16 protein-coding genes are annotated in these 17,454 nt (G+C 46.3%); 9 read left to right on the top strand and 7 right to left on the bottom strand.

Going from position 1 to position 17,454, the window contains the following annotated elements:
- The first annotated feature begins 30 nt into the window (after window positions 1-30).
- The 3 genes from OM416_RS23260 to OM416_RS23250 all read left to right on the top strand — a co-directional run bounded on the left by OM416_RS23260 (window position 31) and on the right by OM416_RS23250 (window position 2,418).
- Window positions 31-861 (top strand): transporter substrate-binding domain-containing protein, encoded by an 831-nt coding sequence (locus OM416_RS23260; RefSeq protein WP_264933450.1) that lies wholly within the window; start codon window positions 31-33, stop codon window positions 859-861.
- Between the two features lie 101 nt (window positions 862-962).
- A complete protein-coding gene (locus tag OM416_RS23255) occupies window positions 963-1,685 on the top strand; it encodes an amino acid ABC transporter permease (protein ID WP_062837173.1) in 723 nt (240 codons plus the stop codon).
- Between the two features lie 82 nt (window positions 1,686-1,767).
- The gene (locus tag OM416_RS23250) at window positions 1,768-2,418 is read left to right on the top strand and encodes an amino acid ABC transporter permease (protein ID WP_062837172.1); all 651 of its coding nucleotides are present in this window, start codon (window positions 1,768-1,770) and stop codon (window positions 2,416-2,418) included.
- 149 nt (window positions 2,419-2,567) lie between these two features.
- On the opposite strand, the gene OM416_RS23245 is transcribed toward OM416_RS23250, so the two are convergent.
- From OM416_RS23245 to OM416_RS23235, 3 genes are all read right to left on the bottom strand, one after another.
- A complete protein-coding gene (locus tag OM416_RS23245) occupies window positions 2,568-2,756 on the bottom strand; it encodes an aspartyl-phosphate phosphatase Spo0E family protein (RefSeq protein ID WP_264933446.1) in 189 nt (62 codons plus the stop codon).
- A 310-nt stretch (window positions 2,757-3,066) separates the two neighbouring features.
- Window positions 3,067-3,591, bottom strand: coding sequence for a pyruvate kinase (locus OM416_RS23240; protein ID WP_264933444.1), 525 nt, complete (start codon window positions 3,589-3,591; stop codon window positions 3,067-3,069).
- A 214-nt stretch (window positions 3,592-3,805) separates the two neighbouring features.
- Entirely contained in the window at window positions 3,806-5,056 is a 1,251-nt protein-coding gene (locus tag OM416_RS23235) for a transcriptional regulator (protein ID WP_264933442.1), read from the bottom strand.
- Window positions 5,057-5,460: 404 nt separating this feature from the next.
- Between OM416_RS23235 and OM416_RS23230 the strand changes: the two genes are divergently transcribed.
- A complete protein-coding gene (locus OM416_RS23230) occupies window positions 5,461-6,585 on the top strand; it encodes an LLM class flavin-dependent oxidoreductase (RefSeq protein ID WP_264933440.1) in 1,125 nt (374 codons plus the stop codon).
- 96 nt (window positions 6,586-6,681) lie between these two features.
- Here the strand turns inward: OM416_RS23230 and OM416_RS23225 are convergent, their stop codons facing one another.
- Entirely contained in the window at window positions 6,682-7,260 is a 579-nt protein-coding gene (locus tag OM416_RS23225) for a TetR/AcrR family transcriptional regulator (protein WP_264933438.1), read from the bottom strand.
- 284 nt (window positions 7,261-7,544) lie between these two features.
- Here OM416_RS23225 and OM416_RS23220 point away from each other — a divergent pair, with 284 nt between their 5' ends.
- The gene (locus OM416_RS23220; protein WP_264933436.1) at window positions 7,545-8,756 is read left to right on the top strand and encodes an MFS transporter; all 1,212 of its coding nucleotides are present in this window, start codon (window positions 7,545-7,547) and stop codon (window positions 8,754-8,756) included.
- A gap of 177 nt (window positions 8,757-8,933) precedes the next feature.
- On the opposite strand, the gene OM416_RS23215 is transcribed toward OM416_RS23220, so the two are convergent.
- A complete protein-coding gene (locus OM416_RS23215; protein WP_264933434.1) occupies window positions 8,934-9,302 on the bottom strand; it encodes a VOC family protein in 369 nt (122 codons plus the stop codon).
- Between the two features lie 176 nt (window positions 9,303-9,478).
- The gene (locus OM416_RS23210; protein WP_264933432.1) at window positions 9,479-10,540 is read right to left on the bottom strand and encodes an alkene reductase; all 1,062 of its coding nucleotides are present in this window, start codon (window positions 10,538-10,540) and stop codon (window positions 9,479-9,481) included.
- A 156-nt stretch (window positions 10,541-10,696) separates the two neighbouring features.
- Here OM416_RS23210 and OM416_RS23205 point away from each other — a divergent pair, with 156 nt between their 5' ends.
- From OM416_RS23205 to OM416_RS23190, 4 genes are all read left to right on the top strand, one after another.
- Entirely contained in the window at window positions 10,697-11,560 is an 864-nt protein-coding gene (locus OM416_RS23205; RefSeq protein WP_264933430.1) for a LysR family transcriptional regulator, read from the top strand.
- A 63-nt stretch (window positions 11,561-11,623) separates the two neighbouring features.
- A complete protein-coding gene (locus tag OM416_RS23200; protein WP_264933428.1) occupies window positions 11,624-13,207 on the top strand; it encodes an AraC family transcriptional regulator in 1,584 nt (527 codons plus the stop codon).
- Between the two features lie 87 nt (window positions 13,208-13,294).
- Window positions 13,295-14,311, top strand: a complete 1,017-nt coding sequence (locus OM416_RS23195; protein ID WP_264933426.1) for an ABC transporter substrate-binding protein — start codon at window positions 13,295-13,297, stop codon at window positions 14,309-14,311.
- Window positions 14,312-14,317: 6 nt separating this feature from the next.
- On the top strand, window positions 14,318-14,890 hold the full coding sequence (locus OM416_RS23190) for a nitroreductase (RefSeq protein WP_264933424.1): 573 nt from the start codon (window positions 14,318-14,320) through the stop codon (window positions 14,888-14,890).
- Window positions 14,891-15,221: 331 nt separating this feature from the next.
- On the opposite strand, the gene OM416_RS23185 is transcribed toward OM416_RS23190, so the two are convergent.
- Window positions 15,222-17,297: a methyl-accepting chemotaxis protein gene (locus OM416_RS23185; RefSeq protein WP_264933423.1), complete on the bottom strand. Its 2,076-nt coding sequence runs from the start codon at window positions 17,295-17,297 to the stop codon at window positions 15,222-15,224.
- Between the last annotated feature and the right edge of the window lie 157 nt (window positions 17,298-17,454).

The following is a 17,454-nucleotide window of genomic DNA, read 5'->3' as shown; positions in this document are numbered from 1 at the left end:
ACTATTCCATTTTGAAAGGGGTCTTTATTCATGAAGAAATTATTGAAATGGCCATCATTTATGCTCGTCCTCATTCTCTCGCTTGTATTGTCAGGTTGTAGTACAGGTACAGATACACCTTCCGCCAGCGGTGGTGGTGATGCTGAGGCGAAAGGCACGATTGAGCAGATTAAAGAGCGCGGCAAACTCATTGCTGGCGTGAAATATGATACGAAGCTATTCGGATTGAAAGATCCCGCAAGTGGCAACGTTAAAGGGTTCGACATTGATATCGCCAAGGCACTCGCCAAGCAGATCCTCGGAGATGAAACGAAGGTCGAGCTGAAAGAGGTCACTTCCAAGACGCGTATTCCCATGCTGCAAAATGGAGACATCGACATCATTATCGCCACGATGACGATTACGGATGAGCGTAAGGAACAGGTGGATTTCAGTGACGTTTACTTTGAAGCAGGGCAGTCCCTGCTCGTGAAAAATGATAGTGCGATTACTGGCCTGGAAAGCCTTAGCGGTGTGAAAGTGCTCGCGGTGAAAGGCTCCACATCCGCTCAGAACATTCGTGAGAAAGCCCCGGATGCTGAAGTGCTTGAATTCGATAACTATCAGGATGCGTTCACCGCTCTCAAGGCCGGTAAAGGCGAAGCGCTGACCACAGATAACATCATCCTCATCGGTATGCAACAGACGGATAACAGCTTCCAACTGGTTGGCGGAAATTTCACAAGTGAACCTTATGGTATGGCCATTCGCAAAGGCGACACCGCCTTCGTCGAAGAGGTCAACACATTGCTCAAAAGCATGCAAGACAGCGGGGAATACGACACATTACATGAGAAATGGCTGGGCGCGAAGCCCGAGTAACCCGATTAATGATGAGTAAGCGGCGACTTCGTCTGCTGGATGCGATGCATGAGCAGGCGTAATCGCCGTTTCTACATCTGGAGAACGGAGGCTTCGCCTATATGGGCACATTGGATTTCAACGTACTGATGCGACACTCGGATCGTTTCCTGGAAGGATTCCTGAATACCATTCAAGTGAGCATTATGGCTCTGATCGGCAGCTTTATCCTTGGCGCTATTCTGGCCATTTTTCGGATATCCCCTGTAAAACCGCTGAACTGGATCGGTACGGGGTTTGTGGAATTTATCCGAAACATCCCGCTGCTGCTGGTTGTATTTTTCTTCTATCTTGGACTGCCTGCACTCGGCATTTCGCTGGATGGGTTTGTCTCCGGTACTCTGGGCCTAACCATCTACACGGCCGCTTTCATTGCTGAAGCGATCCGAGCGGGCATTCAGACTGTGCCGCGTGGACAGCTGGAAGCAGCAAGATCCTCCGGCTTGTCCTATGTACAGGCCATGAACCTGATCATTCTGCCTCAGGCCATCAAGATTGTGTTGCCGTCCATTGGCAACCAGTTTATCAATCTGGTCAAAAACTCATCCATTCTTGCCGTCGTCGCCGGCATGGATCTCATGTATTTTGCCGACCTCGTTAACTCGGATACGTTCCAGCCGCTAAGTGTGTACACCATTGTTGCGCTGTTCTATCTGGTGCTGACACTACCACTCAGCTTCCTGGTGCATTATATGGAGCGCAGGTTCGGGCAGAGCGATGCAGAGGCGCGTAGCACCAAGGGCAAACCAAAGAAGAACAAACCAGCAGGTCAGGTCACCATGTAACAGATCGACTTGTAGTTGTGTTGATTTTTGGGGCGATATATCGGATATTCCATTCCTGCATACAGAAGGAGGCTAATAAAATATGGACTTTAGCGGGGCCTATGCCTGGCCCAACCTTCGTTTCCTGCTTCAAGGATTCCTGATTACCCTGCAGGTAGCAGGGCTATCTATTGTATTCAGCTTCGTGCTTGGCACTGTGCTGGGTACGTTGCGGTTTACCCGTATCCCTATTCTTTCTCAGATCGTGGCGGTGATCGTGGATACGATCCGGAATCTACCGCTGCTGCTCATCATTTTCTTCATCCACATCGTACTTCCACAACTCGGGATCAAAATGTCCGTCTTCTGGTCCACGGTCGTTGGACTGAGTCTGTTCGAAGGCGCGATGATCGCTGAGATCGTCCGTAGCGGTCTGAAGTCCGTTGAGCGTGGCCAGGTGGAAGCTGCCCGCTCCTCGGGCCTGAGCTACATGCAGACTCTCGGTGGCATCATCATGCCACAGGCGCTACGCCGCATGTCTCCGCCGATGGTCAGCCAGTTCATCTCACTCCTGAAGGATACATCACTGGCGATCATCATCTCCCTGCCGGAGCTGATGCACAACGTGCAGATCCTTGGCGGTCAAAGTTTCGATTACATCATCCCGGCCCTGCTGCTTGCAGCCGTACTATATTTTGTCATCAACTACGCGCTGTCCATTGTCGCAAGACGACTTGAGGCACGAATGAATTGAGACAGTCCAAAGACTCCAAATCCACTTCTACGTGGTTTTGGAGTCTTGTTTATCTTTATTAGCTCTATTGGCTTTAGGCTTGGAACGAACGGAGCCTCTTTCCCATTCTACTCCACCCCATATACTCCAACTAAAAACAACCGACTGCATTATGCAATCGGTTGCCTATTCATAAATCCGGTCTTATATTTAAAACGATTATACTCATTAATCAGTTCATCCAGTACCATCGATTGTTGAAGGACTTTGTTGTCTTGCATGCCATGATTCTCCGCCAAACGACTTAACTCTTGCCTATTCCGTTCGATTTTATCTTTGATCTGCCTCGGTTCACTCATAGCATGCACCCCCTCTTTGTATAACATTTTAGGATACATTGCCAAAAAATTCATATTTTATTCCTTTGCAGAATAAAATATTTATTTACATCGAGATACTTTCAACATCAAGCAATTTGCATAGAGACATGAATTCTGCTCATCTCTACCAGATGTGGGCAAAGACATTTATAGCATGTCTACATATCGTATTCAAGAAAGTTCAAATCAATTGACACCAAAGTGAGTCATGGACATATTATCATTTTTTCCCTACGTGTTTTTGGTACCTTTCTCTCCAAAAAAATTAATAACTTTATCAGAAAGTAATCTATTTATATAGATAATTATCATCACCGTTCTGCATGCCAAAATAACGAAGTCTGTATCCCTCTCGATAACGAGCACGCAATGGATTTATGAAGTAATCATTTTCAAACTCAATGTAGCCTGTTAAATAGAGTAGGATCAGATATTCCTCAAAACGTTGATTGCCAAGAGTCATCTCACTCTCTTCCATCCCATAAAATACGTCGATTTCAAGATTTAATACAAGAGAAAATCCCCGCACAGTAGATTCGATTATCCATGCAAATTCCAGTGGCTCATGGATATCTTCATCCTTGTTCAAGCTAATTAATTGCTTAGTTCCCCTCTCATCCTTAAATACGTAAGCAGCAATCGCCTGATCGAATCCGGCATAAGGGTCGTTGCGTAAGTCAGCAAACTCTTCTAAATCTACCTTCTCAGCGTAGTATTTCTCTGTTAGTCGATCATGAATCTGCTCTAAAGTGGAAGGATTAGGAATGTTTAACGTTATATATTTGTCATAAAGCTTCTGAATATTAATCTGCAATGGCGAATCCTCTTTTCGTTATGGCTAATAGTATTTTCAGAACTACGTTATCAATACAAAAAGGCTTACTTCCGACTAGGAAATAAACCTTTTTAAGCTCATTAAACTTGAATCCTGAAACGACTACACTCCGCCGCCGCCATGTGTATGTGTACTATACAACACTGGAGTGCCTGCACTAGGCTGAGGATACAGTGTAAACAATAAAACAGCACTAAACAAAACTACTATTAAAGCTGCTTTTTTTCTCATAATTACTATAGACCTCCTCGATTAAGTTTCTATACTTGTTCTTCAATTCAGTTGAAGCTCTATCTCTAAATCTCTCAAATAAGCCTACACATTGTATAACAACAGATTCGTTTTTCATATTTTTAGCTGAAGCTAAACAATGTAATAAATGCTGAAACCCTTGCTCAAATCTGCCTTTACCTAGTTGATAGATAGTTAATTCTTTAAGGAATTGAATGTATCTTCCATTGGTTATAAGTTCATTATAACTACCAACGTAACCATAAGTATTAGAATACATCATTATATATGGATCAAATCTATCGAGAACAAAATCAACATCCATATCGTGGTTATTAGCTGCCTCCATGATTTTGACCAATGCAGGTAAAATCTCAGCTTCGTCTTTCTCAATGTGCTGAACATATAAATAAAGTACTTCTTTATCCCCCATCATAAGGCGATATAGATAATTATTGACCTGGGCCCATCCATTAAATTTATTAATAAATTTAAGTTCCTCGTCACTAGGGTTATCCATTTGTGTTAATTTTGAATATGCTTCTGTATATCGGAGAGCTTCAGGATATTCTTCCCGTCCATCACATGCTGCTGCCCTCAGCAAATTAGAATATGCGGAATATACAAAGGTAGGATAAGCGGTAATTCTTTGAGTTTCCAATTTTCTTTTTTTATACGAGTTAAGAAAGTTAGTCTTCTGCTCTAGATCTTCAGCCAAAGTGAATACCTTGTCCCAGTATCTTAGAGCCAAGTATGTATTCGCCAGGTCTTTTATCGCATCCAGTTGCCGTTCCTCATCCAGCCGGTTAATATATGGTTCAAAATGTACGGCCGCACGAAGATTCTCATGCTGGTCCTGACCGAGAGATAGCGTGAAGATGCGATACTGGCAGAGGGCTAGACGCTCCGAGTGCTGATACTTCTCACATTCCGCCACACATTCGTACAACATCCGTGCAGCCTTCGTCTGTCCACGCTCAAGCATGCCTTCCGCCATCTCGAACAACTCCGAGATATACGAGCGATCATCCGTCACTTGCTGGATAACCTTCTGAATACATTCCAGCTTGTCCAATTCAGCACAGCGCTGCAGGAATGGCTCCAGTCTTCTCCAATGGGGTGCCGATTCCACGAAACATTCAGCCCCATAAACCTCGTAGAAATATCCCTGTTCCAGCTTCATGCCTTGGGTAATCAGATCCAGTTGCGCCATAGCGATGGGCCGAGTCCCCTTAATAATCGCACTAAGCGTTCCAGCGTTAACCCCCGATATATCGGCAAAATACTGCAGGGTATATCCCTGTTTCCTGATGTAGTCCTCAATATATGAGCGTATCGTAGTTGTAGGTTCCATGTATCCCACCTCCACAATGAAAATCCATAATTTTGAATTTATATGATAAGCACAATTTTAATCCTAAATTTTACAGCGGTCAATAAAAATCGTGGCAATTTCCTTCACATGTTGCAAGGAAGCTTGAATATTCCTGCTTATAGAAAAAATCCATTAGAAGAATTCGTGAGAACATGATACATTTAATCCAACTTACATATCCTACTATTTCAATAGGATTATACGACACAGTTATTATCAATTCAGTTCGAGGAGAAGGTCAGATGAAATTTGCCTTGTTTAGTCTCATGATGAATCTGCCTAATGCTGTAACCGGGGAAGCTCTGACGACTCAGCAGAAATTCCACAATATATTAGAGCAAGCGAAGCTGGCTGAACGACTGGGATTCGATGCCTATGGAATCGGCGAACGACACGGTGCGCCTTTTCTATCTTCCTCGCCACCTGTCGTATTAACCGCAATAGCCGCAGCAACCACACGCATCCGGTTACTAACCACCGTCACTGTTCTTAGTATACTTGATCCGGTCCGGGTTGCCGAGGATTATGCCACACTGGATCAATTATCGGGCGGACGGCTGGAGATGATCATCGGGAAAGGCAATGACCCTCGGCACTATCCGCTGTTCGGCATAAGCGAAGAGCAACAATGGGATTCACTAGATGAACGCTATCATCTGCTAAGACGGCTGTGGTCTGAAGAGAATGTAACCTGGCAGGGAACGTATCGCCCTCCTCTTGAGGGAGTAACCACCTGGCCAAGGCCGCTTCAGCAATCCATCCCGATATGGCATGGTAGCGCGTCCAGCACGGTCTCGACCGAACTCGCTGCCAAATATGGCGAGCCGCTCTTCACGTCGAACTCTTTTCACCCTCAGGCCAAATACAAAGCGTTAATTGATCACTATCGGGAGCGCCTCGATTATTATGGTCATGATCCGCAGCAGGCAGTGATCGGCTCCGGTGCCGGCAGTCTCTATCTTGCCGATACCGGTGAAGAAGCCATCCGCCGCTACAAGCCATATTATGAAGCGTTCCATGCCACTGCTGCCGCCCAGCATAACCAGTCTCCCTTCACCGATCTGGAGGATAACATCGCACGAGGTCCTGTGTTGATCGGCAGTCCGGAGCAGGTCATTGAGAAAATTCTGGACTATCATGCCGCTTACGGACATCAGGTGCTGAGTATCAGCGTAGATGGACTGACGCATAGCGAGCAGCTGGAGCAAGTGGAGCGTTTTGCCAAGGAAGTGGCCCCTGTCTTACGCCGCGAACTGCCCAGTTCGGTATGGAATGAACCCCCGGTGTTAACCCAGCACTCATCCTTCCTTCCCTCTAATACTACAGATTCATGGCCCACAGCCATCTCACCTATATTTCAGGTTTAGTTGCCCCGTACAATATACACGAGATCCCTTCAGGGTGATTCCTACGAATCGCCCTCTTTCCTCTTCCTCCCACCTGTATCGTCGCTCTCCCTGTACCTACTTGGACTGAATGCCTTCAAACAACGAACGGAGCAACACATCTACAAACGCATCATCCATCGCTTCACCCGTCACTAACATGCGATAGAACACCGGCCCGTAGATCAGATCAATGTACAGTCCAATGTCTACCCCACTCTTCAATTCGCCGCGCTCCACACCCTTCTCCAGAATTCCCCGAGCTTCACGCCGACGTGGTTGGATGTATCTTGTGCGGTACTCTTCGGCAAGCCCTTCATCCGACTGCCCTTCCCCAATAATCTGCGTAATCACCTTTCCTTCCCGACTGGTCAAAAAACGAACCAAATTACTCGCATGTATGCGTATATCCTCCAATACCGAGCCTGTATCCGGTACTGGCAATCTTGCCGTTGCAGCAGACATATATCCGTCCATGATGACGGCGCCTTTGTTCGGCCACCATTTGTAGATGGTGGCTTTGCTCACCTGTGCACGTTCAGCAATCTTTTCAATCGTAACTGTCCCGAAGCCGTGCTCCAACAACAACTCATACGATGCTGTAAGAATGGCATTTTGGGTTTCCATGTTACGCGGACGTCCTCTTTTGGCAGTCATCTTGAGCCCTCCTGGATGCAAATCATATATAGCATCATCAGTAATATTCATAAAAACGATACGTTCATTATACTAAACAGCGATGAGTACACACAATTCCATCCTCCGCTTACCTTTTCGTTTTCATTTAAAATTTCATTAGAATTATGTAGCGCCTATTTAAAATACTATACGTTTAGTTTATTATATGTTTGTAATTAGTGAACACACCGTTTAGTAATTAACACTTTTAATATTAACTGTTTATAGGGAATACAAATTTTAAACTCTGGAGGATGATTACGATGGATATGAGACAGCAAGTGAAGCAGGCACCTGTGCCTACCTGGATTATTTTCTTATTGGCATCGGCTTGTGGATTGATTGTGGCGAACCTGTATTATGCTCAGACCGTTATCGGCCCGATTAGCATGACAACGGGTCTGTCTTCTGCCGCTGCCGGATTAATTGTGACGTTAACACAGATTGGCTATGTCATTGGTTTGTTGTTCATCGTGCCACTCAGTGACATTACCGAGAATCGGCGTCTGGTCGTGCTTTTCCTCATCGCACTGGTCGTTGCCCTGATTGCTGCGGCTTTCTCGCCCACGGCTGTTGTATTTCTGACTGCCTCTCTGTTCATTGGCATAGGTTCTGTTGTCGCTCAGATTCTGGTGCCCTATGCGACGTATCTTACATCCGAGGAACAACGTGGGCGGGTCGTTGGCAATGTAATGAGTGGGTTGCTACTGGGCATCATGCTGGCTCGTCCTGTCGCAAGCTTCATCACCAGCCTCTTCGGATGGCAGACGATCTTTGTATTCTCCGCCATTGTTATAGCACTTCTAATGCTCCTTCTGTCACGTGCTCTTCCTGCTCGTCAGCCTGAACCCACCTTGAAATACGGGCAGTTGATCGTGTCCTTGGGCACACTGTTCAGAACGATGCCGCTACTGCGCCGCCGGGCGTTCTATCAGGCCAGTCTGTTTGGTGCTTTCAGCCTGTTCTGGACCACGGTTCCGCTCAGACTGGCTAACAATTTTGGTATGTCACAGCAAGGCATTGCCTGGTTCGCTCTGGCTGGTGTCGGAGGTGCTATTGCCGCTCCCATTGCCGGGAGACTGGCCGATCGCGGACTAACGCGTATTCTGACGGGTGCTGCCATGGTGATCGCTGCTGCTTCATTCGGTCTTGCTTATGCGTTCCAGAGCCACTCCACGTTTTCATTGATCCTGCTTGTGATCGTCGCAATCACACTGGATATGGCTGTCTCGGGAAATCTGGTGCTGGGTCAACGCATCATCTATTCGTTAGGAAGTGAAGCGAGAGGACGCGTGAATGGCATATTCATGTCGATATTTTTTGTCGGCGGTGCGATCGGTTCATCTCTTGGAAGCTGGTCTTATGCTAACGGAGGCTGGAGTCTCGCAACGCTGATTGGCCTAATCATGCCGCTGCTCGCTTTGGTGTATTACTTTACGGAAAAGAAAGCTACCGTCGCCAGCAATCATCTATAAGTGCGTGTTCAAAAAGGGCGTTTTTCAGTACCGAGAACAACCTCTATAACGATTCTTTCATATGTAAAGAAGGGCAGAGTGATCTCTAAGATCAGCTTCTGCCCTTCATGTTGTAATCATCGATTGGCTCCCTGTGACAGGAAGTTATCACTATTATTAGATGGATACATTAGCGTATTAGGCTTTACTGTGAAGGGTAACTTGGTACCCGTCTGGGTCGGCAAATGTAAAGGTTCTCCCGAATGGTCCATCTATTGGTGCAGATGTAATCTTTACGCCTGCTGCAACAAGCTTGTCGTGTATTTCTTGCGTATCCGGGGTATGAAGCCACAGAGCGATACCAAGTCCCGGCTGAGTACCTGAACCAAGTTCGGTTCCCGGCAATAGGTCACGTAGAGCAAATGCAATAGGTTTTGTTTCAAAGACCACCGCATGAGGTGGTCCCGCCTGTGAGCGTACCAGTCCGAGATAGTTTTGATAGAATTCGGCAGAGCCTTCAAGATTGCTCACTTGAAGTGAAATGAAATCCGGTCCAATTGCTGACATAATGTAATGTCCTCCTTTATATATGGGGTTGTTTAGGTTATTCGTTTCGTCATAAGTCATGTAAATAACCTCAACTTCATTTGGTATATCTTGATCATACAAGACCGCTCTTGCCAACAGTATGTCAGTAGTGTTCTTTCATTTTTTCGATTTCTTCTCTTACTCGATTTTCTCTTTTACACCAACACGGGCAGATGCGTAGTCGCATCATACTCGACCAATTGCTCACCAGCATTCAATTTACGCACCAGATCAGGGTTTGCGATAAACGGTCTGCCGAACGCAGCCAGATCTATACTTCCCTTGCCAATAGCGTACTCCGCAGTCTGAACATCCAGATCCCCCACACCAATGATGATTCCATCCCACTGACTTCGAATCCGCTCGTGAAAGGACTGCTCACCATCCCACGCTTTCGCATAATGATCTGTTGAGGGATGCAAGATTGTTATTCCCGTCTCGCGGAATAAGTTCAGATATGCATCGATCATTCCAGCTTTTTCTACCCAAGCATAGGATGCATCATCATCCTTTTTCTCAGAGAATCGTACCGATATGCGATCCACAGGGATCTCTTTTTTTACAGCCACAATAATATCCCGCAGGAACCGCAATCTGCCCTCAGTGTCTCCTCCATATTCATCTGTTCTGTGGTTGGTCTTCTCATTAATAAACTGGTCGATCAGATACCCATGCGCAGCATGCAGCTCGATCCCGTCGAACCCTGCCAGAACCGCATTGTGGGCGGCCGTCTGAAAATGTTCAATTGTATCCGCTATATCCTGTGCACTCATCGCTTGGGGAACCTGATACGGCTTATGCAGCTTATGCACTCTTCCTTCTGCCGCAAGGCTGGAGGGTGCCAGTGGAGCGGTTCCGATCAGATCGGAGTGGGACAACCTGCCGACATGCCATAGTTGAGCAATAATCGTGCCGCCATGACTGTGGACAGCATCCGTTACCCTTTTCCAAGAAATCGTCTGTTCATCTGTATATAAACCAGGGATGCCGTAAGTCCCTTTGCCTGCCAGATTCGGGTTAATGCCCTCGGTAATGATCAGCCCCACACCATCTCGCGCACGCTGCTCATAATACGCCACCATCTCATCCGTCACGGTCCCCTCCTGATCATCAGCAAATCCTCGGGTCAACGGCGCCATCACAATTCGGTTCCTTAATTGCCACTGATGAATCGTCACCGGGCTTAATAATGTTGAACGTGTATTCATGTTATCCATGTCATATCCCTACTCTCTTCGTCATTAGGGATATTGTAAGGCGGCTCTGATATATCGTAAAATGATTGAAATATATAGATGTATCTCTTAGAGAGATACCTAACATCAGAATCTGCAGAAGCAATTGAAGATAATCCACGTTCAGGAGGACATAGCATGGAACTTTCCGATATCGATATTGTTCTCGCGGTGGCACGTTCAGGCAAAATCTCACAGGCCGCCAAAGAACTGAATTACGCGCAATCCAATGTCACTACACGCATCAAAAAACTGGAGCAGGAATATCAGATACAGCTGTTTAATCGATTTCCCAAAGGCGTTGTGCTGACCTCCAAAGGAGAACAATTTATTGAGTACGCCACGCGCATTCACAACCTTTTGCACGATCTGAAGCAGGATATGACCGATCCCGGGGAACCTTCTGGCACGCTGAAAATCGGCATTGTGGAAACGGCGGCATCCAGCCGCTTTATGGAGATCCTGAATGAATATCAAATAACCTACCCGAAGGTGTCCATCTCACTCGTCAACGCCACTTCACCCAAAGTACTGCGCAAGAAAATACAGGACTATGAGATTGATGGTGCTTTTATCAGTGGTGCTTGCGTGAAAGAAGGTCTGAAGGTGGAATATGAGATGCAAGACACGGTTCATATCATCTCCAAGCGGATGGATACACCACCCGAAAGTCTGTGCCAAGTTTCGTGGGTTGTTTTCCCCGAGGGCTGTCCGTATCGTGAAATGACCGAAGAATTTTTGCAGGAAGAGGGACTGTCCGCACGTAATATCATCGAAGTGAGTACGATGGAAAACCTGCTCAGCTGTGTGGAGTCTGGAATTGCTTTTACCATTATGCCGTGCAACGTTATTCACAAGAAACCGGATGAATTCTCCGTATTTGATCTGGCTGATCGCTATACTCATACCACGACAACCTTTGTCCGCGGTGAGGATCGGTATGTCAGCAGTGCGCTGGATCAATTCATGAAGCTGCTGAACCAGAAGTGCATTACGTTTTGATATAGATAACTTTTATAAGCAGCAGTATAGTATGTACATTCATAGCAGTCAGGAGAAGATCAGATGAAACTCACGAATCTTTTATATAGGCTCATTGACGCCCGGCGTGTCGACAACAATGCAGAACAAGTGTCCTTTCCATCCCGTCCACATCATACGCTGCTTGTGGTGATCAAAGGGAGCTTAACTGTCAAAGTCGAAGACAAAATCATCTCCCTATGCGCCCCTCAAGTCCTTTCCGTCCCGCCTTCTCACACCTGTATCGCAGCTACCGAGGTACAGCATAATTTTGAATGTGTCACCTTAACCTACAATGTCTACAACGAAGAACTGGATGGCAACATGCAGCGAGTTATTGATCCACATCTTGAATTCATTGCCGCTGTTGTTCCCTCAGCTCCCGTTCTCGCCATTCAAATCCATGAAGGTGAGCAAAAGGAAGATCCGTGGGCTGGAATGGCACGTCAGATCCTCTTTCAGGAACTGTGTCTTCTCCTATTGAAGCAAAAGAAGCAAAAATCCCAGGAAGCTACCGCGATTGAAGGGGTAAGGCAGAGCCAAAAATATATCAATACACATTATCAGGAGAACTTCACACGCGAAAAACTGGCTGAACTAGCTGGATTGAGTGTCACCCGTTATTCCAGATTGTTCAAGAAAATGTTTGGACAAGGCCCGATCGAATATTTGAACGCCGTACGTATCCGGGAAGCAGGTGATCTGCTGCTTGCCTCGGACAACACCATCAAACAAACAGCCCACCAGGTCGGGTATGAGGATGAATTCTATTTCAGCCGAAAATTCAAAGCAACCACCGGATTATCTCCCATGGTCTATATTAAAAAGCATCGCTCCGTAACACGTATCGCTTCACTTGCCCATCCATATACGGGACATCTGCTTGCCCTTGGTATTGAGCCTTATGCGGCACTGATTAATCCGGCTCATAGAACATCATATGAATTCAAAAATGTGATTCAAGTGGGCAGTGATCAGCCTGATCTGGAACTATTAATGAACGCACACCCGGAACTGATCATCGGGTATGAAGGTACCGATTATGAAGAGCCCAAAAAAGCCGAATTATTCCGGCATATTGCCTCCACTTGTACCGTATCTTTTGCAGGAGATTGGCGTAAACAGATGTATTCCATTGCTCAATCTGTGGGTAAAATAACAGCTGCCGAGGAATGGCTGGAACGTTATGAACTATCGATCAAACGAAAAATCTCCAGCATACATCATGCCATGGATGACCGTCCTGTGGCTGTTGCGCAATACGAGGATGGACAGTTCCGGGTCTACGGCAACCGTAATCTGGGTACGGTACTCTATGATGATTTGCAGTTATCCGTACCCCAAGCCCTAAACCACGTATCCCATTCCCGATTAATGTCACTGGAACAGCTGGTTCAGTCTGATATTGAACACTTCATTCTGTTTACAAGTGGTCACGCAGAAGAGCGTACGCACACTGTAGCGTCGCTTATGCAAAATTCAATCTGGCAGCAATGGGAGGCGGTTCGTACCAATCAAGTCTATGAATTAGGAGATTCCTCCCCGTACTCCTGTTATACTTCGTTGGCCCATGATCTGTTTCTGAATCGGGTTAATCAATTGTTCCTGAGCCAAACGTCCATGCATTAAACAGGAATATCCATGGATTACGATTTGGAATACACCTATAATTATTTTGATAATGATAATCAAAATCAGTCAAAGGGTGTGTACAACGTGTCTTTACCTAACAACCAACGCTTCTCTACCTTTTTCAAATCAGGACGATTCCTTATAACCGTTCTTCTTCTATGCAGCATGCTTGCAGGCTGTGGGACTTCCCAGAACAGCGGGAACTCCGCTTCACCCGAATCCAATGGGGCAGAGCCATCAACCGCTGAACAGGGAAGTGAGAATACACGCACCATTTCTACGATCAAAGGGGATATCGAAATTCCTGCTGAACCCAAGAAAATTGCGGGTATGCTCTACGTCTTTGCTGACCAATTACTCGCTCTCGGCATTGAACCGACAGCCATGGTAACGTATAACGATCTGGGATTCCCTGAATATCTGGCAGATCAGATGAAAGATACCACTGCCGTAGGTTCCGGCGAGTCTCCCAATTTTGAAGCATTGCTCCAGGCTGAGCCGGATCTCATTCTGGCCTCCAAAACGTTAAATGAAGCAAACTATGAGCAGCTCTCCAAGATTGCTCCAACGATCCTTTTTGATAATGAAGAAAAAGGAGACTGGGAGCGATTCATGGAAACGGCAACCGTTCTTGGCAAAGAAAAAGAAGCCCAAGCGGTCAAAGATGCCTATGATGCCAAAGTGACCCAAACCCATGATGAGCTTGCCGTAAAAGCCAAAGACGAAACGGTGGCCTACATGCGCGTGCAGGACAAACAGCTTCAGTTGATTAAACCTGATGATAACTTCACTCTGTTTGGTGCGCTGGGATTAACCCCTGCTTCAGTAGACAGTGTAGATTTCCAGGGATCATGGAATGTGGCAATTTCCGAGGAAATTCTGCCTGATCTGAACCCGGATCGACTGTTTATCATTCTTCGTCCAGGGGAAGAAAACAAGGTTGTGCTTAATAACATCATGGATACATCCATCTGGTCCAATCTGAATGCAGTCCAGAACGATCATGTATATATCGGTGATGCCAACCTGTGGTTTGCAGGATACGGTCCCATCGGTCTTAGCAAAATTATTGATGAGATCGCTGCTTCCTTCGAGTTATAGAGGGACATGATGAAACCCAAAACAAGTCTTAGGCAAGCCGTGATCGAACGACGTACGATTCAGGAATTTAATGGTCTACCCATTCCCTTGGAAACGATTCATGAGATTCTGGAGGACGCGATCTGGGCCCCTTTTCACTCCAAAAAGGAACCTTGGCGCTTCATCCTGTTTATGAATGAGGGCAGAGAAACATTCGCAAGCGCTGTATTGAGTACACGCAATCCTGAATTTGTAGCAAAGTACGGACAACAAATCAGAGCGGCCTATTGTTCACAGACACCTGTGCATCTGGTTGTGGTTATGACAGCCAACCTGCCCTCCAAAGCGTGGGAAGAGGCTTTTGCTGCAACCTCGACACTGATCCAGAACATACAGTTGCTCGCCTGGGAACAACAGATTGGGGTCGTATGGAAGACAAGTCCTTTCAACGAAAGTCCACTATTCTGTGAAGCCATTGGTGTGACATCAGAGGAAAAAATAGTAGGTACACTTCACATGGGGTATTTTAACGCTGAAGATCAGCCTATGCCCAAGCCTCGCACACCTCTCCCTCAACTGATGCATCTCATTGATCACTAAATGGACTAGAGCACATTGATCGAGAGCATAAAAAAAGAAAGGGATGTCCTATAAGTCATGAATATGACAGGGGACATCCCTTGTTCGTGTTATTTTGTTTTAATGAACCTGAGACACGCTATTCGCTCCCATTTGCCCAGATCTGAGAACTAACGAATCACAGAGACGTTATTTCGTCGATTCGCTCGATTTTTTAGGTTTTGACAACGTTTTTGACGAAATAGCGTTACTGAGATTCTTTAAATCTTGCAAGCGTTGATGACCCGCCTTTTAAGGTGCGGTAGGTTCGTTAGCGCTTGGAGCGAGGCAGAATTCCTTTTGAGACAGACTCTTACTCCACCTTGAATCTCGCTGCTGATTCAGCCAGCTTTTGCGTCAATTGATCAATAGTCTCGACCATATTCGCCAGTTGCTGCACCGTAGAGGATTGCTCCATCATGGTAGCTGTTACTTCCTCAACCGAGGCAGAAACCTGTTCTCCTGAAGCAGACAAACTATGGGCTGACTCCAGTACGTCATCCTTGTTCTGCAACATCTCTTGCATCTGTCCTGCCATCGTGGCGATCTGTTGATTAATGACCGTTACCTTCTCCAGAATCACATCAAACGCCTGACGAGTCTGAATGACAAGCTCATCCTGCCTGGATGAGATCGTGTGAATTTCCGCAACACTTTGGTTGTTCTCAGCTACATCGGCCAGATTCTGCTCGATAATGCTGGAGATTTCCTTGGACTGGCGGGAACTCTGCTCTGCCAAATTGCGAATCTCTTCGGCCACAACCGCAAATCCTCTGCCATGCTCTCCAGCCCGTGATGCTTCAATCGAAGCATTCAATGCAAGCAGGTTCGTCTGCTTGGCGATCTGGCTGATGGCTTCCGTGATCTGACTAATACTGCCCGAACTTGTTTGAAGTTTGACGGTAATCTCAGAGATTTTCTCTACTTCCCGTTCGTTCACCTCATTGATACGCATCAGTTCATTGACGACTTCATTCCCGTTGTGGAATACATTTTCGATCTCATCTGCTCTAGCCTTCACATCCTGTGCACTGCTGTTCATGGCAGCCACTTTATCGCCGAAGCTGTTGAATTTGACTGCAATCTGCTCCGTATCTTCCGATTGGGCCTCCATCGCCTTCGCGATCCCCATGGACGTCGCCGATGTCTCATCAATGGATCTGGCCGTCTGTCTGGATGTCTCCTCCAGCTCCTGCGTGCTGGCCTGAAGGACATGAATCGAACTATTCATATCGGTAATCAGGTTCCTGTTCTGCTCCACCATGCCATTGAAGCTCTCCGCTAGATCCTTGAATTCGCTGTTATACTTGCCGTCTGCTTTTACAGTCAGATTCCCTTCGGCAAGTTGCTTGAACAGACCTGTGAGGCGAATGACTGGTTTCGTTATATTACGAGATATGAGCAACCCAACTCCGATTGCCAGAATAATTCCGATTGCGGTAACGATCAGCATCTGTTTGAACATATCCTCCACCGGGCGTCTTATATCATCATAATCGTCAATAATGACCACAGAGAGATCTGCACCCGGAATCTGATTAATACGATAGTAGGTATTATCCCGATCCATCGAAGTGATTTTCACTTTGTCGGTGGCTCTGGCCTCGATAATTCCCATAGCGTCCTTGTCCCCTTCCAGCGTTTGTCCCACAACGGAAGGGTCCAGTGAATCATACATAATGATGCCGCTCCGACTCAGTACTTCAACTTTACCTTGACCATTGATCTTAATGTCTCCGAGTTGCCCCAGGAAGAAGCTGCTGTCCACCGACATAGCAAGCACACCCAGGATATTCCCCTCTTCATCGATGATGGGCTCCGAGAATGCAATAATTAGCTTCTTGCTAGTCTTAGAGACGACAGCATCACTGATGAAGGATTTCCCCTGTATGGACTCCTTAAAATATTCCCGATCTCCCCGTGACTGACCAATCACTTCCGGCATGGTTCCCGCAACCATGATACCTTCCTTATCAAACACGAACAGGTCTGGTTTGCTTCCTTCCGTTTCCGATATACTGTCGGTCAAGATCGTATTGGCCTTATTGAAATACGGGTTCTCATCCGAGAAAAATTCTTCATCCGTCATGTCAGTTGTATTACGTAGCTCCAAGAGTTCCTTGAAGGTATTATGTACGGATATTGCATGACTCATCTGTTGCTGAAGCTGCATCGCTGTCCAAAGCCCTTCCCCAAGGCGGTCAGCCATCACATTAATCTCATCCTTGCTTTTCCTGACCACAACATCAGATGAAATCATATAACTCGTGGCCGTTGTACCGATCAGCACCACAATCACCAGAAAGCTAAGCATGATCGGCAGCTTGATTTTAAGGGACATATTTTTGATCTTATGCCCTATCCCTTGCTTTTCCCCCGTTTTCCCCATTTCCACTTCTCCCCACTTCCTGAACCATCTCCATCTGAACGATGTAATTATATTATCGGAAAAATGCATAGTGGAATTGATGAATTAGGGAGATATTGCCACTGTTTTTCTTTTTTTAATTCTAACTAGTAGTATAAAAAAACTGCCTGTCAGATCG

Origin of the sequence: Paenibacillus sp. LS1, assembly GCF_026013365.1 — a bacterium.
Lineage (GTDB): Bacteria > Bacillota > Bacilli > Paenibacillales > Paenibacillaceae > Paenibacillus.
This window is presented reverse-complemented; position numbering and strand designations above follow the sequence as displayed.